Source organism: Knoellia terrae (assembly GCF_048606435.1).
Classification (GTDB): domain Bacteria; phylum Actinomycetota; class Actinomycetes; order Actinomycetales; family Dermatophilaceae; genus Knoellia; species Knoellia terrae.
This window is the reverse complement of sequence record NZ_JBMBWH010000001.1, coordinates 188301-209090: the sequence shown is the minus strand read 5'-3', so window position 1 is coordinate 209090 and position 20790 is coordinate 188301. Positions and strand designations below refer to the sequence as shown.

Genomic DNA, 20790 nt, shown 5'->3' with positions numbered 1-20790 from the left:
CGGCCGCAGTCCGAGGTCAGGCGTCGAGGCGCTCGAACGCCGGGGCGTAGCGGAAGGGGCCGGCCTGCTCCGGCCGCCAGGCCCGCAGGGTCTTGGCCTGGAAGTGCGCCGGGTCCCAGGGGCCGGGCGAGCCGATGCCCAGGTCGCCCGCCGGGACGAAGCCGAAGTGGCCGTAGTACGCCGGGTCACCCAGCAGGACGATCACCGCGTCGCCGCGCTGCTCGGCCGAGGCGATCACGGAGGCCATGAGGGCCGCGCCGATCCCCTGCCGCTGCAGCGCCGGCGTGACCGCGATGGGGCCGAGTCCGACGCAGGGCTGCTCCCCCAGCGTCGCGGCCGAGCACATGACGTGCCCGACGACGGCGCCGTCGAGCTCGGCGACGAAGGTCAGCTCATCGATGACGTCACCGTCACCGCGCAGCTCGTCGACGAGGCTGGACTCCACGGAGCGGGCTGCCCCCTCGACCCGCTCGAAGGCGTCGTCGTGGAGCGCGGCGATCTGGGCGTGGTCGTCGGGCCGCTCCCGCCGGATGGTCATGTCGTCGCGCATGGGCCCACCCTCTCACCCGCCGCTGCGGCCCATGCGACCGCGCGGCATACGACGCGTTCGCGGGGACGCGGCGCGAGAGCCGGGACCTCCACCCCGGAAACGGGACGTTCCCCCCGGAAAGCTTCCGGGGGGAACGTCCACTTTCCCTGATCAGGCGGGAAAGGGTGGAACCTGGGGGCGGACCGTCAGAGGCGGTCGAGACCCAGCTCGGTGTCGTCGAGGCGGACGGCCTCGCCCGAGCCCGGACCGAAGGCCGGGTAGGCGAACTCGTCGTAGCTCGGCATGGAGTACATCGCGGCCTTGGCCTCTTCGGTCGGCTCCACGTTGATGTTGCGGTAGCGCGACAGCCCGGTCCCGGCAGGGATGAGCTTGCCGAGGATGACGTTCTCCTTGAGGCCGAGGAGGGAGTCGGACTTGCCCTCCATGGCGGCCTCGGTGAGCACGCGGGTGGTCTCCTGGAAGGAGGCCGCCGACAGCCACGACTCGGTCGCCAGCGAGGCCTTGGTGATGCCCATGAGCTCGGGACGACCCGAGGCCGGGGTGCCACCCTCGGAGACGACGCGACGGTTCTCGTCCTCGAAGCGGCCGCGCTCGGCCAGCATGCCCGGGAGCAGGTCGGCGTCGCCGGCCTCGATGATCGTGATCCGGCGCAGCATCTGCCGCACGATGACCTCGATGTGCTTGTCGTGGATCGACACACCCTGCTGGCGGTACACGTGCTGGACCTCGTCCACCAGGTGGATCTGAACCGCACGCGGGCCGAGGATGCGCAGCACCTGCTTCGGGTCGATGGAGCCGACCGTGAGCTGGTGGCCGACCTCGACGCTCTGCCCGTCGGTGACGAGCAGGCGGGCCCGCTTGATCACCGGGTAGGCGTGCTCCTCGGAGCCGTCGTCCGGGGTGAGCAGGATGCGACGAGCCTTGTCGGTCTCCTCGATGGTGATCCGGCCGCTGGCCTCGGCGATCGGGGCGACACCCTTGGGGGTGCGCGCCTCGAAGAGCTCGACGACACGGGGCAGACCCTGCGTGATGTCGTCACCGGCCACACCACCGGTGTGGAAGGTGCGCATCGTCAGCTGGGTGCCGGGCTCACCGATCGACTGGGCCGCGATGATGCCGACGGCCTCGCCGATGTCGACGAGCTTGCCGGTGGCCAGCGAGCGGCCGTAGCAGAGCGCGCAGGTGCCGACCTTGCTGTCGCAGGTGAGGACCGAGCGGACCTTGACGTTGTCGACACCGGCCGCGAAGAGCGCACCGATGACGAGGTCACCGAGGTCGATGCCGGCCTGGGCCAGCGTCTCGCCGTCCTTGACGACGTCTTCGGCCAGCGTGCGGGCGTAGACCGAGGTCTCGACGTCCTCGTGGACCGTCCGGTTGCCCGTCCGCTCGTCGACGGACGCGATCGGCATCGGCAGGCCGCGGTCGGTGCCGCAGTCGTCCTCGCGGACGATGACGTCCTGCGACACGTCGACGAGACGACGCGTGAGGTAGCCGGAGTCGGCGGTCCGCAGCGCGGTGTCCGCCAGACCCTTGCGCGAGCCGTGCGTGGAGATGAAGAACTCGAGCACGGACAGGCCCTCGCGGAAGTTCGCGCGGATCGGTCGCGGGATGATGTCGCCCTTCGGGTTGGACACCAGCCCTCGCATGCCGGCGATCTGGCGCAGCTGCATCCAGTTACCGCGAGCACCCGACGAGACCATGCGGAAGATGGTGTTGGTCGGCGGGATGTTCGCCTCCATCTCCTTGGCGACCTCGTTGGTGGCCTGGGTCCAGATCTCGATGAGCTCCTGGCGACGCTCGTCGTCGGTGATCAGACCACGCTCGTACTGGGTCTGGACCTTGGTCGCCTTGGTCTCGTAGGCCTCGAGGATCTCGAGCTTGCGAGGAGGCGTGACGACGTCGGAGATGGCGACCGTGATGCCGGACCGGGTGGCCCAGTGGAAGCCGTACTCCTTGAGCGCGTCGAGGGACGCCGCGACCTGCACCTTGCTGTAGCGCTCGGCGAGGTCGTTGACGATCGTCGAGAGACGCTTCTTGTCGACCTGGTCGTTGACGTACGGGTAGTCCTCGGGAAGCGTCTCGTTGAAGAGCGCGCGACCCAGGGTCGTCTCCGGCAGCCACTCGGCGAGGAAGCCCTCGTCGTCGACCTCGACACCCTCGGGCAGCTCGGCGCCGGGCGTCGGGACCACGTGGTGCAGGCGGATCCGCACGGGGGTGCCGAGCAGGATCTTGCCGGCGTCGAAGGCCATGCGGGCCTCGCCGACCGTGGAGAAGACGCGACCCTCGCCGTCGGAGTCCTCGACCCCGGAGGTGAGGTGGTAGAGCCCGATGATCATGTCCTGGGTGGGCATGGTCACAGGACGACCGTCGGCCGGCTTGAGGATGTTGTTGCTCGACAGCATGAGGATGCGGGCCTCGGCCTGCGCCTCCGCGGAGAGCGGGACGTGCACGGCCATCTGGTCACCGTCGAAGTCCGCGTTGAACGCGGTGCAGACGAGCGGGTGGATCTGGATGGCCTTGCCCTCGACGAGCTGCGGCTCGAACGCCTGGATGCCGAGACGGTGCAGCGTGGGTGCGCGGTTGAGCAGCACCGGGTGCTCCGTGATGACCTCTTCGAGGACGTCCCACACGACCGAGCGGTGACGCTCGACCATGCGCTTGGCCGACTTGATGTTCTGCGCGTGGTCGAGGTCGACCAGGCGCTTCATCACGAACGGCTTGAACAGCTCGAGCGCCATCTGCTTGGGCAGGCCGCACTGGTGCAGCTTGAGCTGCGGGCCGACGACGATGACCGAACGGCCGGAGTAGTCGACGCGCTTGCCGAGCAGGTTCTGGCGGAAGCGCCCCTGCTTGCCCTTGAGCATGTCGGACAGCGACTTCAGCGGACGGTTGCCGGGGCCCGTGACCGGGCGACCGCGACGGCCGTTGTCGAAGAGGCTGTCGACGGCCTCCTGGAGCATCCGCTTCTCGTTGTTGACGATGATCTCGGGCGCACCGAGGTCGAGCAGTCGCTTGAGGCGGTTGTTGCGGTTGATGACGCGACGGTAGAGGTCGTTGAGGTCCGACGTCGCGAAGCGGCCACCGTCGAGCTGCACCATCGGGCGCAGGTCCGGCGGGATGACCGGGACGGCGTCGAGGACCATGCCGGCCGGCTTGTTGGTCGTCGTCATGAACGCGGAGACGACCTTGAGCCGCTTGAGGGCACGGGTCTTCTTCTGGCCCTTGCCGGTGGCGATGATCTCGCGGAGCAGCAGCGCCTCGGCGTCGAGGTCGAAGGACTCCAGACGCTTCTGGATCGCCGCGGCGCCCATGCCACCCTCGAAGTACAGACCGAAGCGGTCACGCATCTCGCGGTAGAGGATCTCGTCGCCCTCGAGGTCCTGGACCTTGAGGTTCTTGAACCGGTCCCACACCTGCGCCAGGCGCTCGACCTGGGCGTCGGCGCGCTTGCGGATCTGGTTCATCTCGCGCTCGGCGGAGTCACGGACCTTGCGCTTGGCGTCGGACTTGGCGCCCTCGGCCTCGAGGGCGGCGATGTCGTCCTCGAGCTTCTTGGCGCGGGTCTCGACGTCGGCGTCGCGACGGTTCTCGAGCTCCTTCTTCTCGACCTCGATCTGGGCCTCGAGCGAGGGCAGGTCGGTGTGACGCTGCTCCTCGTCGACGCTCGTGATCATGTAGGCGGCGAAGTAGATGACCTTCTCGAGGTCCTTCGGCGCGAGGTCGAGCAGGTAGCCCAGGCGGGACGGGACACCCTTGAAGTACCAGATGTGGGTGACGGGGGCGGCGAGCTCGATGTGGCCCATCCGCTCACGACGCACGGCCGCACGGGTCACCTCGACGCCGCAGCGCTCACAGATGATGCCCTTGAAGCGGACGCGCTTGTACTTGCCGCACGCGCACTCCCAGTCCCGGGTCGGGCCGAAGATCTTCTCGCAGAAGAGTCCGTCCTTCTCGGGCTTGAGGGTGCGGTAGTTGATGGTCTCGGGCTTCTTCACCTCGCCGTGGCTCCACTCGCGGATGGAGTCAGCGGTGGCGAGGCCAATGCGCAGTTCGTCGAAGAAGTTGACGTCGAGCACGTGGTTCCTTCTCTCGTTGCTCTAGCTGAATGTCAAAAGTTCATGCATGTGGGTGGTTGAGAACCCTGCGTATGCCGTGCGCTCGCCGAGCGCGGTGTGCGTCCGGCGAGCGCACGGCATACGGGGGTCAGACCTCTTCGACCGAACTGGGCTCGCGGCGCGACAGGTCGATGCCGAGCTCCTCCGCAGCGCGGAAGACGTCCTCCTCGGCCTCACGCATCTCGATCGCCTGGCCATCGCTGGACAGGACCTCGACGTTGAGGCAGAGGCTCTGCATCTCCTTGATGAGCACCTTGAAGGACTCGGGGATGCCGGGCTCGGGGATGTTGTCGCCCTTGACGATGGCCTCGTAGACCTTCACGCGGCCGTTGACGTCGTCGGACTTGATCGTGAGCAGCTCCTGCAGCGCGTAGGCGGCGCCGTAGGCCTCGAGCGCCCACACCTCCATCTCACCGAAGCGCTGGCCACCGAACTGGGCCTTACCGCCGAGCGGCTGCTGGGTGATCATCGAGTACGGACCCGTGCTGCGGGCGTGGATCTTGTCGTCCACGAGGTGGTGCAGCTTGAGGATGTACATGTATCCGACCGAGACCGGCTCCGGGTACGGCTCGCCGGAGCGGCCGTCGAAGAGCATGGTCTTGCCGGACCCGTCGATGAGACGGACACCGTCACGGGTCTTGCGGGTGCTGTCGAGCAGGCCGACGATCTCGTTCTCGCGCACGCCGTCGAAGACGGGCGAGGCGACACGGGTGCCGGGCTCGGCCGAGCGGGCGTCGTCGGGGATGAGGTTGGCCCACTCGGGCGCCCCCTCGATGTCCCAACCACGGCTCGCGGCCCAGCCCAGGTGCAGCTCGAGGATCTGGCCGATGTTCATTCGACCGGGGACACCGAGGGGGTTGAGCACGACGTCGACCGGCGTGCCGTCCTCGAGGAACGGCATGTCCTCGACCGGGAGGATCTTCGAGATGACGCCCTTGTTGCCGTGGCGGCCGGCGAGCTTGTCACCGTCGGTGATCTTGCGCTTGTTGGCCACGTAGACGCGCACGAGCTGGTTGACGCCCGGGGGCAGCTCGTCGCCGTCGTCCTTCTCGAACACCTTGACGGCGATGACCGTGCCGGTCTCACCGTGGGGCACCTTGAGGGACGTGTCGCGGACCTCGCGCGCCTTCTCACCGAAGATCGCACGGAGCAGGCGCTCCTCCGGGGTCAGCTCGGTCTCACCCTTGGGCGTGACCTTGCCGACGAGGAGGTCGCCGTCGCGGACCTCGGCACCGATGCGGATGATCCCGCGCTCGTCGAGGTCGGCGAGGACCTCCTCGGAGACGTTGGGGATGTCGCGGGTGATCTCCTCCGGCCCGAGCTTGGTGTCGCGGGCGTCGACCTCGTGCTCCTCGATGTGGATCGAGGAGAGGACGTCGTCCTGCACCAGGCGCTGGCTGAGGATGATCGCGTCCTCGTAGTTGTGGCCCTCCCACGGCATGAACGCCACGAGGAGGTTGCGGCCCAGGGCCATCTCGCCACCGTCGGTCGCGGGACCGTCGGCGATGAGGCCACCCTTCTCGACCCGGTCACCCTCGGCCACGACCACACGCTGGTTGTAGCTGTTGCCCTGGTTGGAGCGGGTGAACTTGTCGATCCGGTAGGTGCGAGAGGTGCCGTCGTCGGCGGCGACCGTGACGAGGTCGGCGGAGACCTCGGTCACGACGCCGGCCTTCTCGGCCACGACGACGTCACCGGAGTCGACCGCTGCGCGGAACTCCATGCCGGTCCCGACGAGCGGGGCCTCGGCCTTGACGAGCGGCACGGCCTGGCGCTGCATGTTGGAGCCCATGAGCGCGCGGTTGGCGTCGTCGTGCTCGAGGAACGGGATGAGCGCGGTCGCGGCCGAGACCATCTGGCGGGCGGAGACGTCGATGTAGTCGACGTCGTCGGCCGGGATGTACTCGACCTCGCCACCCTTGACGCGCACGAGGACGCGTTCGTGGGCGAACTTCTCACCGTCGGCCTCGAGGGTCGCGTTCGCCTGGGCGATGACGTGCTCGTCCTCCTCGTCCGCCGAGAGGTAGTGGATCTCGTCGGTGATGCGACCCTTGGTGACCTTGCGGTACGGGGTCTCGATGAAGCCGAACGCGTTGATGCGGCCGTAGGAGGCGAGCGAGCCGATGAGGCCGATGTTCGGGCCCTCGGGGGTCTCGATCGGGCACATGCGGCCGTAGTGCGACGGGTGGACGTCACGGACCTCCATGCCGGCGCGGTCACGGGAGAGACCACCCGGGCCCAGGGCGGACAGACGACGCTTGTGCGTCAGCCCCGAGAGCGGGTTGTTCTGGTCCATGAACTGCGACAGCTGGGAGGTGCCGAAGAACTCCTTGATCGAGGCCACCACGGGGCGGATGTTGATCAGGGTCTGCGGCGTGATCGCCTCGACGTCCTGCGTGGTCATCCGCTCGCGGACGACGCGCTCCATCCGGGACAGGCCGGTGCGGACCTGGTTCTGGATGAGCTCGCCGACGTTGCGCAGGCGACGGTTGCCGAAGTGGTCGATGTCGTCGGTCTCGACGCGCACGTCCACCGGCTCGCCCTTGCGGGTGCCCGGGAGCGTCTCATCGCCGTTGTGCAGGGCGACGATGTACTTGATGGTCGCGACGATGTCGTCGATGGCCAACGTCGAGTTGGTGAGCTCGCCGTCGAGGCCGAGCTTCTTGTTGATCTTGTAGCGACCGACCTTGGCCAGGTCGTAGCGCTTGCCGTTGAAGTAGAGGTTGTCGAGCAGGTTCTGCGCGGCCTCGCGGGTGGGCGGTTCGCCCGGACGGAGCTTGCGGTAGATGTCGAGCAGCGCGTCGTCCTGGCCCTGGGTGTTGTCCTTGTCCAGGGTGAGCTCGATCGACTCGTAGCCGGCGAACTCCTCGCGAATCTGGGCCTCGGTCATGCCGAGCGCCTTGAGGAGGACGGTGACCGACTGCTTGCGCTTGCGGTCGACGCGGACGCCGACCATGTCGCGCTTGTCGATCTCGAACTCGAGCCAGGCGCCACGGCTCGGGATGATCTTCGCGGTGTAGATGTCCTTGTCGGACGTCTTGTCGGCGGTGCGCTCGAAGTAGACGCCCGGGCTGCGGACGAGCTGCGAGACGACGACGCGCTCGGTGCCGTTGATGATGAAGGTGCCGCGCTCGGTCATGAGCGGGAAGTCGCCCATGAACACGGTCTGGCTCTTGATCTCACCGGTCGTGTTGTTCATGAACTCGGCGGTGACGAACAGGGGCGCGGAGTAGGTCTGGTCGCGCTCCTTGCAGTCCTCGATCGAGTACTTGACGTCCTCGAAGCGGTGGTCGCGGAACGAGAGCGACATGGAGCCGCTGAAGTCCTCGATCGGCGAGATCTCCTCGAAGATGTCCTCGAGGCCGGAGCGCTCGGGAACGTCGTCGCGGCCGGCGGCGCGCGCCTCAGCGACACGCTCCTGCCAGCGCTCGTTGCCGAGGAGCCAGTCGAAGCTCTCGGTCTGCAGGGCGAGGAGGTCGGGGACCTCCAGGGGCTCACGGATCTTGCCGAACGAGAGTCGGCCCGAAGCCGTCAATGCGGTGGTCACGGTCTTGGACGCGGTGCGCGAGGCAGCCAAGGATGGTCCTTCCACTGGCCATGTGTTTGTACGGAGGTCGCACGTCCCAGGACTTCTGCACGCTCGGCGCCGGGTGACGGCCCCGCCGTGCAGTAGCCGGGATGCGGCGGGGGCACGGCAGAGGACGCTCGGCGAGAGCTGACGGAGGTCATGGGCAGGGCAAAGCAACAGTCTAGACCTAAAAGGGCACAACCGTCCAACCCTGTCCAATCCAGCCCCTCTGGGGGAGATGCAGGTGCGGTCAGCCTCGCACGCGGGAAGCACGCGGTGTGACCCGCAAAGGATGACCCGCGCAGCGCCGCACGTCAAGCGCTGGTCGCGGCACATCCCGCGTGTCGGCTGGTCGCAGGCCTGCGTGACCTGGCCGCGTGTCCGTGCGGGCGGGGAGTCCGGCGCCTCCGGGGACGCAGAAGGGCGGGACGGATCCGAGGATCCGTCCCGCCCTGTCGCGGTGCTGAGTCAGCCTCTGTCGAGGCTCAGCTCACTTGAGCTCGACGGTGGCGCCGGCGCCCTCGAGCTGCTCCTTGGCCTTGTCGGCCGCGGCCTTGTCGACCTTCTCGAGGACGGCCTTGGGGGCGCCGTCGACGAGGTCCTTGGCCTCCTTGAGACCGAGGGAGGTCAGCGCGCGGACCTCCTTGATGACGGCGATCTTCTTGTCGCCGGCAGCGGTGAGGACGACGTCGAACTCGTCCTGCTCCTCGGCGGCAGCGGCGTCGCCGCCACCACCGGCGGGGGCTGCACCGGCAACCGCGACGGGCGCGGCGGCGGTGACGCCGAAGGTGTCCTCGAACTGCTTGACGAACTCGGAGAGCTCGATGAGGGTCATCTCCTTGAAGGCCTCAAGGAGCTCGTCGGTGCTGAGCTTGGCCATGATGGCTGCCTTTCTACTTCGTGTATGCCGTGAGTGGCGGTGGTGTTTTCCCTGGGACCTGAGCGACGCTCGGGTCTCAGGCGTCGTCGCCACCCGTGGCGACGTCTTCGGTGGCCTCGGCCGCAGGTGCGGCGTCGGCGGGGGTCTCCTCCGTGGCCTCGGCCGCGGGAGCGGCGTCGGCCGGCCCCTCGGTCTCGACCTTGGCGCGCAGCGCGTCGACGACCCGAGCGGTCTGCGACAGCGGCGCGGCGAAGAGGTAGACGGCCTTGCTGAGCGAGGCGTTCATGGCGCCGGCCAGCTTGGCGAGAAGCACCTCGCGGGACTCGAGGTCCGCGAGCTGCCGGATCTCGTCGGCCGAGAGCGCCTTGCCGTCAAGCAGGCCGCTCTTGATCACGAGGAGGGGGTGTGCCTTGGCGAAGTCACGCAGGCCCTTGGCGGCCTCGACCACGTCACCATCGACGAAGGCGATGGCCGACGGCCCCACGAGCTGCCCGTCGAAGGCCGTGACTCCGGCCTCCTTGGCGGCGAGCTCGGTCAGCGTGTTCTTGACCACGGCGTAGGTCGCGTTGCCTCGCAGGGCGCCACGAAGGTCGGTGATCTGCTTCACCGAGAGCCCGCGGTACTCCGTGAGGACAGTGGCGTTGGAGCTACGGAACTTCTCCGCGAGCTCGGCGATCGCCGCGGTCTTGTCTGCACGAGACATTCGGGCCTCCTTCCGTCGGTACGACCAGCGGTGAAGGGGCCTGGAACGAGAATGAGCCCCGGCGCAGGGCGCGGGGCTCGGGCAGACACGACGAGAACGTCGCGTGTGGTCGAAACTCGGCCTGCGCTGGTTGCCCGCTCTCGCGGTTCCTTCGGTCGGGAGCGGATGCACCCGACAACCGGCGGTCTTTGGTCAGGGGACAGCGTAGACGCGCGGTGGCCCGGGGACCAAATCGGTCCCCGGGCCGGCCTGCTGCGCGTCGGGCCCGCGGTCAGCCGGCGGAGGGGAAGCTCATCGATCCGACCTGGTCCGCGGGCGGCTCGGTGATCTCGACCTTCTTGCCCCAGTCGCCGTAGGAGACCTCGACGGTCTGGCCCGAGACCTGGGTGGAGACGGTGACCGGGCGGTCCTGCTTGTCGAGCACGTAGACCATGGTCAGCGGCTTGGCCGCGGGGCTCGTCGACGGGCTCGGCGAGGCGGTGGACCCCAGCGCCTTGGCGGGGTCGACCGAGAACTCGTAGGTCGTGAGGTCGGCGTCCCTGGACGTCACGGTGGCCTGCGTGCCCTTGAGGTTCGCGGCCATCCTCGTCGGGTCGCTGAGGCCGCCCTCGACGATGCCCTTGAACATCTGGCTCACCGGGTCGTCCGCGGCGGGGTCGATCTTCACCCACGGCTTCTCCTGGCCGGGCAGGCCCTTGAGGTAGACGAAGTCGCCGACGGCGAGAATCTCCATCTCGGAGCCCTCGACCGGGACGGTGGTGCGCTGCTCGAGCCTGCCGTCGACGTAGCGGAAGTCGCCCTTGGCGGTCTCGCCGCCGGTGTCCATCGTCATCGTCCCGCTGCCGGCCTTCTCCATGGCCTGGACCATGCGGGTGGCGACCTCGCCGGCGTCGACCTTGTCGCCCTGGGCCGCTCCCGAGCCGTCACCGGAGGTGCCGGTCGAGGACGAGGTGCTGGGCGACGACGCGCCGGACGAGCCCGAGCCGGAGGCGCCGGTGTCGGACGAGCCGCAGGCACCGAGCGCGAGCAGCCCGACCAGTGCGAGGGCGGCACCGCTCGAGCGGCGGATCGTGGATGTCATGGGTTCCCTCCCTGTTGAGTGCTCCGAGCGTAACCGGGCGCCCGGTCGGCCCACGAACTCACGTCCCTCCCCCGGCGCGACGAAGGCCCCCACCCGAGGAGGGTGGGGGCCTTCGTCGTCGAGCGAGCAGGATCAGGCGTCGGCCTGAGCCTCCTCCTCGAGCAGGTTGCGGGTCTTGGTGAAGTCCACCGGGATGCCCGGGCCCATCGTGGTCGACATGGTCGCCTTGCTGATGTAGCGGCCCTTCGACGACGCGGGCTTGAGGCGGAGGATCTCCTCGAGCGCGGCGGCGTAGTTCTCGACCAGCTTGGCCTCGTCGAACGACGCCTTGCCGATGATGAAGTGGAGGTTCGCGTGCTTGTCGACGCGGAACTCGATCTTGCCGCCCTTGATGTCGGTGACGGCCTTGGCCGTGTCCATCGTGACCGTGCCGGTCTTCGGGTTCGGCATGAGGCCGCGGGGGCCGAGGACCTTGCCGAGACGGCCGACCTTGCCCATGAGGTCAGGGGTGGCGACGATCGCGTCGAAGTCGAGCCATCCGCCGGCCACCTTCTCGAGGAGGTCGTCGGACCCGACGTAGTCGGCGCCGGCAGCCTTCGCGGCCTCGGCCTTGTCGCCGTTGGCGAAGACGAGGACGCGGGCGGTCTTGCCCGTGCCGTGCGGCAGGTTGACGGTGCCGCGGACCATCTGGTCGGCCTTGCGGGGGTCGACGCCGAGTCGCATGGCGACCTCGACCGTCTCGTCGTACTTGGCCTTGGCGCCGGCCTTGGCGAGCCGGACGGCCTCGCGGGGGGCGTAGGCCTTGTCCTGGTCGATCTGCTCCGCGGTGGCGCGGTAGCCCTTGCTGCGCTTCATGTCTGCTCCTGATGTCTCAGTGTGGAGTCGTGGTCCGGGCCAGCGCTGGCCCTCCCACCCGCTCCGCCCCGGTGGGCGGAACGCGTCCGGTCTGCCGGCCGCCCGCGTGGGCCGGCCGGCATACCGATCTGGATCGATCGTCCTCCTCAGAGGGCGGTCTCGATACCCATCTGACGGGCGGTGCCGGCGATGATCTTCATCGCGGCGTCGATGTCGTTGGCGTTGAGGTCCGGCATCTTCTGCTCGGCGATCTCGCGCACCTGCTCCGCGGTCAGCTTGGCGACCTTGGTCTTGTGCGGCTCGCCGGAGCCCTTCTGGACGCCCGCGGCCTTCTTGATCAGCTCGGAGGCCGGCGGGGTCTTGGTGATGAAGGTGAACGAGCGGTCCTCGAACACAGTGATGACGACGGGGATGATGTTGCCCCGCTGGTGCTCGGTCGCCGCGTTGTACGCCTTGACGAACTCCATGATGTTGACACCGTGCTGACCGAGGGCGGGGCCCACGGGAGGAGCCGGGGTCGCCGCACCAGCCTGGATCTGCAGGTTGATGTAGCCGGAGACCTTCTTGCTCTTGGGAGGCATGTCTGTTCCTTTGTCGGTTGTGGGCCCACGCCGTGGGCGATGACCCGGTTGCAGTGTTGCCGAACGCTCAGAGCTTGGTGACCTGGCTGAACGACAGCTCGACCGGGGTCTCCCGGCCGAAGATGGAGACGAGGACCTTGAGCTTCTGGCTCTCGGCGTTGATCTCGGAGATCGTCGCCGGCAGGGTCTCGAAGGGGCCGTCCATGACGGTGACCGACTCGCCGACCTCGAAGTCGACGATCGGGGTGCCGGAGGCGGAGCCGCCACCGGAGGCGCCCGCGCCGGAACCGGAGGCGGCAGCGGCGGCCACCTCGAGGTCGGCGGGCTTGATCATCGTGTAGACCTCGTCGAGGCTCAGCGGCACCGGCTGGTGCGCGTTGCCGACGAAGCCGGTGACACCGGGCGTGTGGCGCACGGCGCCCCACGACTCGTCGGTGAGGTCCATGCGCACGAGGACGTATCCGGGCATCCGGACCCGGCGGACCAGCTTGCGCTGACCGCTCTTGATCTCGGTGACCTCCTCCATGGGGACCTCGATCTCGAAGATGTAGTCCTCCATGTTGAGGGACTGGATCCGGGTCTCGAGGTTGGTCTTCACGCGGTTCTCGTAGCCGGCGTAGGAGTGGATGACGTACCACTCACCGAACTTCGACGCGAGGTCCTCCTTGAAGGCCTTGACCGGGTCGATGTCCGTGGGGACGACGTCGCCGTCCTCGTCGGACTCGGTCGTGGCCGTGACGAGGGTGCTCTCACCGGACTCGTCGGACTCGGAGACGGCGTCCGACTCGTCGGTGTCGGCGTCGGCGTCGGCGTCGAGGGGACGCTCGGACGTCGTGTCGAGGAACTCGGGGGCGGTGTCGCCGAGGGACAGCGACTCGCGCTGGGCGGCGCTGTCCACCTCGTCGACGGTGAGGGTCTCGGGGTCGCCGGAGGTCGACTCTGCGTCCTGGGACGTCCACTGGTCGGACACGTGCAGACCTACTTCCTGTACAGCGTTGAGTTCAGACGTGGTGCGGGCGCGACCTCGGCGGCCGCGACCGGGGACTCAGTCCCCGTTGCCGAAGACCAGACCGACCAGCTTGCCGAAGCCGTAGTCGAGTCCGGACACGAGCGCCATCATCACCGAGACGAAGACGATGACGACGATCGTGTAGTTCCACAGCTCCGAGCGCGTCGGTCGGACGACCTTGCGCAGCTCGTCGAGGATCTGGCCGATGAACAGACCGAGGGATCCGAACAGCCGCGACACGGGGTTGCGACCGTCGCGGGGGCGCTTGCTGCTCGCCTGCCGAGAGTCGCGGGACTCGCCCACTTCCGTCACGATGCCTCTTCTCCGAAATGATCTGAACCTGCAGGGCAGGAGGGACTCGAACCCCCAACCGCCGGTTTTGGAGACCGGTGCTCTACCAATTGAGCCACTGCCCTAGGAACGCACCCGGTGGGACGGCGGTTCCGAGGCGACCGCAGGCATGACGAAGCATGGTGCGATCACCGAGGAGCCAGCATACGTGACGCCCCGGCCCGACGCGAAACCCGTCGGACCGGGGCCGCCCACCGTCGCAGGGCGCGGCCGCCGGGGCCATGGGAGGACTCCCCCGGGCGCCCCTGCGCGCCCGGGGGAGTCAGGACCGTCGAGCCGGTCCGGTGCGGGGCCCCCTCCAGCGGGACCCATCGTCCCGGCTGCCCCACACCAGACCGGCCGCCCCCACCGCGCCGACGGCGAGCCAGAACGCGGTCGTCGACCCGCGTGTGCCCGACAGGTCCAGGGCCTGGACGTCGCCCGGCAGGGGCACCAGCCCCAGGGCGAGCACGGCGAACACCAGCGCCCCGGCGACCGCCGCGGCTGGCTCCACCTGCTCACGCCGGACCAGCGTGGCGCACACCCCCGCCCCCAGCAGGAGGAGCGCCGAGCCGACGAGCAGCTGGGCCCACCACGTCGGCGCGGCGACCTCGGTCCGCGAACGCCACAGGACGGCATACGCCGCCCAGACCGCGAGGGCGGCCACCCCCGGAGCCGCACGGACGACGATCCGCCACGCCGCGCTCGTGGGGGCCGAGCGGACGATCCCGGCCGCGGGCTGGTCCATCGCGAAGGCGGCCGACCCGGCCAGGAGTGCCGCTCCCAGCCAGGCCGTCACCGCACCCGGTCCCCGCGGCCAGGCGGTGAGGTCGAGCACGAGGAGGGTGACGGCGGCAGCGGCGGCGCCGAGCACCGGTCGCCACGAGACCGCCTGCAGCTCGGCCCCCAGCGCGGCCGGCGTCACCACCGCGGGTCCCATGGGCCAAAGTAGCCCTCCGGGCCGGTGAACACGGTGAGGGCGAGCGCCACGAGGGTGGAGGCGGCGGCAGCGATCGAGTAGCGCACGAGCCGGCGCCTCTCCTCCCCCGTCGAGCCGTGCGCGCACGCCGCCAGTGCGGCCAGAGAGCACATCCCGAGCAGGTAGGCGACGCGCCAGTGGTGGCTGCCGCCCTGGACCCACGACGAGCCCTCGGTGTTGTAGGCGGCGAGCGCGAACGGAGAGGAGTGGTGCAGCAGCCGCTCCCACCAGGACGTGTCGCGGAACAGGCTGCTGAGGACGGCCCAGAGGATGAGGCCGACCGCCGTGATGGCCCCGGCGGTGGGCCAGCGCCACCAGCGGGCGACCGCGACGCCCAGGAGCGGTCCCCCGACGGCGGTCACCACTCCCTGCACCATGATCGAGAAGAGCTGGGCGTTGCTGAACTCGGTGAAGGCCACGGACTTGATCGGCGGGTCGACCATCCAGAAGACGAAGACGTATGCCGTCCCGGCGAGCGCGATGGCGCCCGGCACGAGGCAGGCGAGGCACAGCGCCAGGCTGCGCTGGAACGCGGTGGCCGGTGAGGCGAGGAGCACGTCACCGGCGCGCGAGGCGCCCTTGGTGACGCGGTTCATCGCGAGGAGGCCGCCGAGCCCGACGAAGAAGCCGGGAAGCACCGGCCAGTCGAGGTTGGTCTCGGTGCCGTTCTCGGGGGTCACGACGTAGTCGGCGTTCGCGTACTCGCTGAACGGCGTGGTCACCGCGATGAGGACGAACAGCAGGACGGCGACGACGAACACCGGTTGGCGCAGCAGGCGGCGCACCTCGATCCGGGCGAGCGTCCCCACGACCGCGCGGGACGACTCGGGAGGTGCGGGGCGCGTCAGGACCGCAGCGGCGCTCATGCCGTCACCTCCGAGCCCTCGCGCCGGCCACCGCGCAGCAGCAGGTAGGCGTCCTCGAGGGTCGGCTCGGCCAGCTCGGCACCCGGAGGCGCCTCGAGGGCGACGTGCCGGTAGCGACCGGTGCCGACGCGCCACGAGCTGAGGGCGTGCGGTGACTCCACGTCGGCGAGCCAGACCCGCCCGGCGGCCTGGCCGACGAGGTCGCGGACCGGTCCGTCGTAGGTCACGTGTCCGGCGTCGAGGACGACGACGCGCTCGCAGAGGGCGGCCACGTCCTCGGTCTGGTGGGTCGCGAGCAGGACGGTCGAGTGCTGCCCCGCTCCGGAGAGCACCCCCCGCAGCGAGGCCCGCTGCTCGGGGTCCAGGCCGTTGGTCGGCTCGTCGAGGACGAGCAGGTCCGGCGACCCGAGGAAGGCCTGGGCCAGCGCCACCCGGCGGCGCTGCCCACCGGAGAGCCGGCGCATCTTCTTGCCCGCGAGCTCCTGCATCCCGACGAGGGACAGGACACGCACCACTTCGGCGTGGCGCTGGGAGCGGTCGGTCCACTCCTTGAGGGCCGCGACGTAGTCGACGAACTGGAAGGCCGTGAAGCCCCGCGGGTAGCCGGCCTCCTGCGGGAGGTAGCCCAGGCCGCGGCGGATCTCGGTGCGTTCCGCCGGGACGTCCGGGTCGAGGCCGAGGATGCGGCACCGGCCCTCGGAGGGCGGCAGGACGGTGGCGAGCAGCCGCAGCAGCGTGGTCTTCCCCGCGCCGTTGGGACCGAGCAGGCCGGTGACCCCGGGCTGCAGTGAGAGGTCGACGTCGTCGAGGGCGATGCCCTTGCCGTAGCGACGGGTGACCCCGGTGAACCTGACGGTGGTGCTCATGCTGTGTCCCCTAGATGTGACAGGTGGTCCGCGCGGACCGCGAAGACGAGGCCGGCGACGACGGCGATGACGACGTAGGCGGGCAGGACGCCCGTGGCGAGCAGGTCGGTGGCGACCCCGGAGATGGCCGTGCCGTCGGAGGCGGCGACGGCGCCCGTGACGGTGAACCACGCTGCGGCCACCCCGAAGGCGGCATGCGCGACCGGCAACCAGGTGGCCGCAGCGAGGGTGAGGGCGACTCCTGCAAGCGAGGGCACGAGCCACGCGATGGACGCCCAGGCGGACCCGGGCAGGACGGCGCCGGCGAGGGCCGACAACGGCAGGGCGCTGGCGATGACCGCACCAGCACGCAGCAGGACGAGCCGGATCGGCGACGACGGGCTGGCGACGGCAAGCTCCCAGCCCGGGTCGGCCTGCGGTCCGAAGGCCAGCGCGACGGCGAGGACCGGCACCAGCGGCGCGGTCCACATGAAGAGCAGGGAGCTGTACTCGCCACCCGAGGCCGCGGCAATCACGGCGAAGAGCAGGCACAGCAGGATCCCGAGCAGCCACGCGCCCTGCACGGCGGGTGCCGAACGCACGAGCACCACGTCGCGGTCCGGCAACCCGATCCGGCGCAGCACGGACTCGACCCGTGACGGGGCGGGGCTCGAGATGTCGACGACGATCCGGTCCCATACACCGACGAGCGGGGACGGGTCCGCCAGGGTGCGCACCGCTGCGCGGCACTGCGCGCACCGGACGACGTGCTGCTCCACGGATGCTGCGAGCGCCGGCGTCGTCCGGCCGTCGAGGTATGCCGTGAGGAGACCGTCGTCCGCATGCCAGGGTCGCTGCTGTTCCGTCGTCATGACGCACCTCCGGCGAGATCGGCCCGGAGCTGCGCCTTGGCGCGGTGCAGCCGGGTCTTGACGGTGTTCTGGGGGATGCCGAGCAGGGTCGCGGCCTCACGGCTGGTGAGGCCGTCGAGGACGGTCGCCTCGACGACGGCCCGCATCTGCGGGCTCAGCCGCTCGAGGGCGCCACCGAGGTCGCCGTACTCGATGCCGAGCAGCACCCGCTCCTCGGCGCTCTCGGACGACCGGTCGGCCATCGCCGACGACGCCACCTCGGGCAGCTCACGGCCGGCGCCGGCGGAGGAGGAGCGCAGCCGGGAGACGAGGCGCCGGATGGCGATGCCCCACAGCCAGGCGGCGACCTCACCGTCCCCCCGCCAGGAGCCGCTCGTGCGCCAGACCGAGGTGAAGCAGTCCTGAAGCGCGTCGGCGACGGCGTCCTGGTCGCTGCACCGGCGCCGCAGGCGCGCGGCCAGCCACGGCGCGTGACGGTCGTAGAGCATCCGCAGCGCGTCCACGTCCCCCCGGTGGAGGGCCCGGACCAGCTCCGCGTCCGCGGGCTCATCGGCATGCCACATACAACGACTGTCGCAGCGGGGCTCCCGGAAGGTTCCCGACTCGGGCAGACATTTCTCTGCGACCGTGGTTCTGCGAGCATGGGGCGCGTGACCGAGTCGACCACCGCCACTGCCCTCGCCGACCTCTCCCCCGCGGAGCTCGAGGCGTTCCTCGAGACCCAACGGACGGCATACGCCGAGCTCCGGGAGCGGGGGCTGAAGCTGGACCTCACTCGAGGGAAGCCCTCGGCGGCCCAGCTCGACCTGTGCAACGAGCTCCTCGAGCTCCCCAGGGGTCACCAGGACGCGAGCGGCACCGACGTCCGCAACTACGGGGGGCTGTCCGGGATCCCTGAGCTGCGCGCGATGTTCGCGGAGCTGCTGTGGGTCGAGACCGAGCAGGTCGTCGCGGGTGGCAACTCGAGCCTGACGATGATGCACGACTGCCTCGTCCAGCTGCTGCTGCACGGCGGGCCCGAATCGCCGAGGCCGTGGGCGCAGGAGGAGACGGTGAAGTTCCTCTGCCCCGTCCCCGGCTACGACCGGCACTTCACGATGCTCGCGTCCTACGGCATCGAGATGGTGACCGTCCCGATGAACGAGGACGGTCCCGACGTCGCCGCGGTGCGCGAGCTCGTCACGGACCCTGCGGTCAAGGGCATCTGGATCGTGCCGACCTACGCCAACCCGTCGGGGTCGACCTGCTCACAGGAGGTCGCGAGCGCGCTGGCCTCGATGGAGACCGCGGCGCCGGACTTCCGGATCTTCTGGGACAACGCCTACGCCTTCCACCACCTCAGCGAGGACGAGGCCAAGAGCGCCGACATCATCACGTTGGCGTCGGGCTCCGGCCACCCCAACCGGCCGATCATGTTCGCGTCCACCTCGAAGATCACCTTCGCCGGCTCGGGGGTCGCCTTCCTCGCCGCGTCGAAGGCCAACGTCGACTGGTACCTCGGTCACCAGCAGTTCGCGTCGATCGGACCGGACAAGGTCAACCAGCTGCGGCACGCGCAGTTCTTCGGCTCCGCCGACGGGGTGCGCGCGCACATGGCGCGGCACCGGGAGATCCTCGCCCCCAAGTTCGCCGCCGTCGACGAGGCGCTGACCTCGGCCCTCGACGGGCGCGACGTCGCCACCTGGTCCAAGCCGACCGGCGGCTACTTCGTCAACCTCGACGTCCTCGACGGGACCGCGTCGCGCGTCGTCGAGCTGGCCAAGGGGGCGGGAATCGCCCTCACGCCCGCGGGTGCGTCCTTCCCCAACGGCCACGACCCGCGCGACCGCAACATCCGTCTGGCGCCGTCGTTCCCGGTCCTCGACGAGGTCCGGACCGCGATGGCCGGTGTGGCGACGTGCGTGCTCCTCGCGGCCACCGAAAAGCTCGCGGGCGTGCAAGGCTGAGGCCATGAGCGACCAGCCTGGAACCGAGAACTTCGACACCGACCTGGGCTCGATGAGCCTCGACGACGACATCGACGCCGGCAGCGGACAGCCCGGCCTCCTCGACGCCAGCGAGGGCGACAACCTGCCGGTGTCACCACCGGACCTGCAGCCGCGCAACACCGAGTGGGGGACGACGCAGGCAGAGCAGGCGCAGGACGAGACGATCGACCAGCGCATCGCCCAGGAGGTGCCGGACCCCGACTCGGCCTACGGCGCCCCGGACAACGAGGGCGGCCTGGACGACCCCGACCTGGTGGGGGGCGACGACCCGGACGCGATCCCCGCCACGCAGGACTTCCTCGGTGAGCCTGCTGCGGACGAGGACCTCGACGCCGCCTCGCTGACCACTCCCGACGAGGGCATCCGTCCCGACGGCGAGGCCACCCTCGTGGCCGACGAGGGCGCTGACTACCGCTCGGGCGCTCCGGAGGACGTGTCGGCCGAGGAGTCGGCCATGCACATCGTCGAGGAGTGAGCGAGAGCACCCGCTCGACGACGACCCTCCCCAAGGCGCACCTGCACCTGCACTTCACGGGGTCGATGCGCATCGACACCGTGCGCGAGATGTCACGCGCGTCCGGGCTGCGGCTGCCGTCCTCGCTGGAGGCCGACTGGCCGGTGACGTTCGAGACCCGTGACGAGCGCGGCTGGTTCCGTTTCCAGAGCCTCTACGACGCGGCTCGGTCGTGCGTGCGCGGTGAGGCGGACATGCGCCGGATCGTCCGGGAGGCCGCTCTCGACGACGGCGCCGAGGGGTCCCGCTGGCTCGAGCTCCAGGTGGACCCGACGTCCTACGCGCCGTTCGTCGGCGGCATCACGCCGGCCCTCGAGATCGTGCTGGACGAGGCCGCCGCGGTGTCCCGCGAGCCGGGCGCCGCGCAGGTGGGCGTCATCGTGGCCGCGTCGCGGATGCGTCACGAGCTCGAGTCGCGCACGCTCGCCCGTCTCGCCGCGCGGTATGCCGGTGAGGGAGCGGGCGCGGTCGTCGGCTTCGGCCTGAGCAACGACGAGCGGCGTGGTGAGACGGAGAGGTTCGGGCCCGCCTTCGCGATCGCCCGCCGCGCCGGCCTGGCCCTCGTGCCGCATGCGGGCGAGCTGCTCGGCCCCGAGGCGGTCGAGCGGACGCTGTCCGCGTTGAGACCCGACCGGCTCGGGCACGGGGTGCGGTCGGTGGAGGATCCGCGCACGCTGGACCGGGTCGTCGCCGACGGCGTGGCGCTCGAGGTCTGCCCGGGGAGCAACCTCTCGCTGGGCGTCTTCGACGAGATCGAGGACGTCCCGCTGCGACGGCTCGTGGACGCCGGGGCGACGGTGGCACTGGGGGCGGACGACCCGCTGATCTTCGGGTCCCGCCTCGTCGCGCAGTACGAGGTGGCCCGCCTCCTCGAGTTCACCGACGCCGAGCTGGCCGAGCTGGCCCGCGGCTCGCTGCGTGCGTCCCGGGCCCCGGCCGAGGTGCGGGCCGAGGCGCTCCGGGACGTCGACACCTGGCTGGCGGCTGCTCCCGCCTGAGCGCCTGGCCTCACCGGCCGCGGTCCCCCTGCGCGGTCGGTCGGAGCGCCTATGTT

At 70.0% G+C, this 20790-nt stretch carries 18 protein-coding genes and 1 tRNA gene; 3 read left to right on the top strand and 16 right to left on the bottom strand.

Going from position 1 to position 20790, the window contains the following annotated elements; translation table 11 throughout:
* Positions 1–16: 16 nt before the first annotated feature.
* From ACOJV9_RS01070 to ACOJV9_RS00995, 16 genes are all read right to left on the bottom strand, one after another.
* A complete protein-coding gene (locus ACOJV9_RS01070; RefSeq protein WP_420183330.1) occupies positions 17–550 on the bottom strand; it encodes a GNAT family N-acetyltransferase in 534 nt (177 codons plus the stop codon).
* Between the two features lie 185 nt (positions 551–735).
* The gene (locus tag ACOJV9_RS01065; protein ID WP_420183329.1) at positions 736–4626 is read right to left on the bottom strand and encodes a DNA-directed RNA polymerase subunit beta'; all 3891 of its coding nucleotides are present in this window, start codon (positions 4624–4626) and stop codon (positions 736–738) included.
* A 127-nt stretch (positions 4627–4753) separates the two neighbouring features.
* Positions 4754–8242, bottom strand: coding sequence for a DNA-directed RNA polymerase subunit beta (gene rpoB / locus ACOJV9_RS01060; RefSeq protein WP_420183328.1), 3489 nt, complete (start codon positions 8240–8242; stop codon positions 4754–4756).
* Between the two features lie 481 nt (positions 8243–8723).
* A complete protein-coding gene (rplL, locus tag ACOJV9_RS01055; RefSeq protein WP_420183327.1) occupies positions 8724–9113 on the bottom strand; it encodes a 50S ribosomal protein L7/L12 in 390 nt (129 codons plus the stop codon).
* Positions 9114–9189: 76 nt separating this feature from the next.
* Positions 9190–9816 carry a 50S ribosomal protein L10 gene (gene rplJ, locus ACOJV9_RS01050; RefSeq protein WP_420183326.1) on the bottom strand — a complete coding sequence of 209 codons (627 nt, stop codon included), beginning with the start codon at positions 9814–9816 and terminating at the stop codon, positions 9190–9192.
* 271 nt (positions 9817–10087) lie between these two features.
* Positions 10088–10897: a hypothetical protein gene (locus ACOJV9_RS01045; RefSeq protein ID WP_420183325.1), complete on the bottom strand. Its 810-nt coding sequence runs from the start codon at positions 10895–10897 to the stop codon at positions 10088–10090.
* A 132-nt stretch (positions 10898–11029) separates the two neighbouring features.
* Positions 11030–11752, bottom strand: a complete 723-nt coding sequence (gene rplA / locus ACOJV9_RS01040; protein ID WP_420183324.1) for a 50S ribosomal protein L1 — start codon at positions 11750–11752, stop codon at positions 11030–11032.
* Positions 11753–11898: 146 nt separating this feature from the next.
* Positions 11899–12333 carry a 50S ribosomal protein L11 gene (gene rplK / locus ACOJV9_RS01035; RefSeq protein WP_420183323.1) on the bottom strand — a complete coding sequence of 145 codons (435 nt, stop codon included), beginning with the start codon at positions 12331–12333 and terminating at the stop codon, positions 11899–11901.
* A 67-nt stretch (positions 12334–12400) separates the two neighbouring features.
* Positions 12401–13303, bottom strand: a complete 903-nt coding sequence (gene nusG, locus ACOJV9_RS01030; RefSeq protein ID WP_420183322.1) for a transcription termination/antitermination protein NusG — start codon at positions 13301–13303, stop codon at positions 12401–12403.
* Between the two features lie 75 nt (positions 13304–13378).
* Positions 13379–13654 carry a preprotein translocase subunit SecE gene (secE, locus tag ACOJV9_RS01025; protein ID WP_420183321.1) on the bottom strand — a complete coding sequence of 92 codons (276 nt, stop codon included), beginning with the start codon at positions 13652–13654 and terminating at the stop codon, positions 13379–13381.
* 31 nt (positions 13655–13685) lie between these two features.
* Positions 13686–13758 (bottom strand) — tRNA-Trp (locus ACOJV9_RS01020).
* Between the two features lie 197 nt (positions 13759–13955).
* Positions 13956–14612: a hypothetical protein gene (locus tag ACOJV9_RS01015; protein ID WP_420183320.1), complete on the bottom strand. Its 657-nt coding sequence runs from the start codon at positions 14610–14612 to the stop codon at positions 13956–13958.
* Positions 14594–15517, bottom strand: coding sequence for a hypothetical protein (locus tag ACOJV9_RS01010; protein WP_420183319.1), 924 nt, complete (start codon positions 15515–15517; stop codon positions 14594–14596). The genes ACOJV9_RS01015 and ACOJV9_RS01010 overlap by 19 nt, the downstream gene beginning before the upstream one ends.
* Entirely contained in the window at positions 15514–16383 is an 870-nt protein-coding gene (locus ACOJV9_RS01005) for an ATP-binding cassette domain-containing protein (RefSeq protein WP_420183318.1), read from the bottom strand. The genes ACOJV9_RS01010 and ACOJV9_RS01005 overlap by 4 nt, the downstream gene beginning before the upstream one ends.
* Entirely contained in the window at positions 16380–17234 is an 855-nt protein-coding gene (locus ACOJV9_RS01000; protein ID WP_420183317.1) for a zf-HC2 domain-containing protein, read from the bottom strand. The genes ACOJV9_RS01005 and ACOJV9_RS01000 overlap by 4 nt, the downstream gene beginning before the upstream one ends.
* Positions 17231–17797, bottom strand: coding sequence for an RNA polymerase sigma factor (locus ACOJV9_RS00995; protein ID WP_420183316.1), 567 nt, complete (start codon positions 17795–17797; stop codon positions 17231–17233). Before ACOJV9_RS00995 ends, ACOJV9_RS01000 begins: the two co-directional genes overlap by 4 nt.
* Before the next feature lie 78 nt (positions 17798–17875).
* Between ACOJV9_RS00995 and ACOJV9_RS00990 the strand changes: the two genes are divergently transcribed.
* Genes ACOJV9_RS00990 through ACOJV9_RS00980 form a run of 3 tightly spaced genes read left to right on the top strand, consistent with a single transcriptional unit; the run spans position 17876 to position 20734 of the window.
* Complete coding sequence (locus ACOJV9_RS00990) at positions 17876–19180, top strand: aspartate aminotransferase type Ic (protein ID WP_420183315.1); 1305 nt, start codon at positions 17876–17878, stop codon at positions 19178–19180.
* 4 nt (positions 19181–19184) lie between these two features.
* Positions 19185–19697, top strand: coding sequence for an adenosine deaminase (locus ACOJV9_RS00985; RefSeq protein ID WP_420183314.1), 513 nt, complete (start codon positions 19185–19187; stop codon positions 19695–19697).
* On the top strand, positions 19694–20734 hold the full coding sequence (locus ACOJV9_RS00980) for an adenosine deaminase (protein ID WP_420183313.1): 1041 nt from the start codon (positions 19694–19696) through the stop codon (positions 20732–20734). Before ACOJV9_RS00985 ends, ACOJV9_RS00980 begins: the two co-directional genes overlap by 4 nt.
* The last annotated feature ends 56 nt before the right edge of the window (positions 20735–20790 follow it).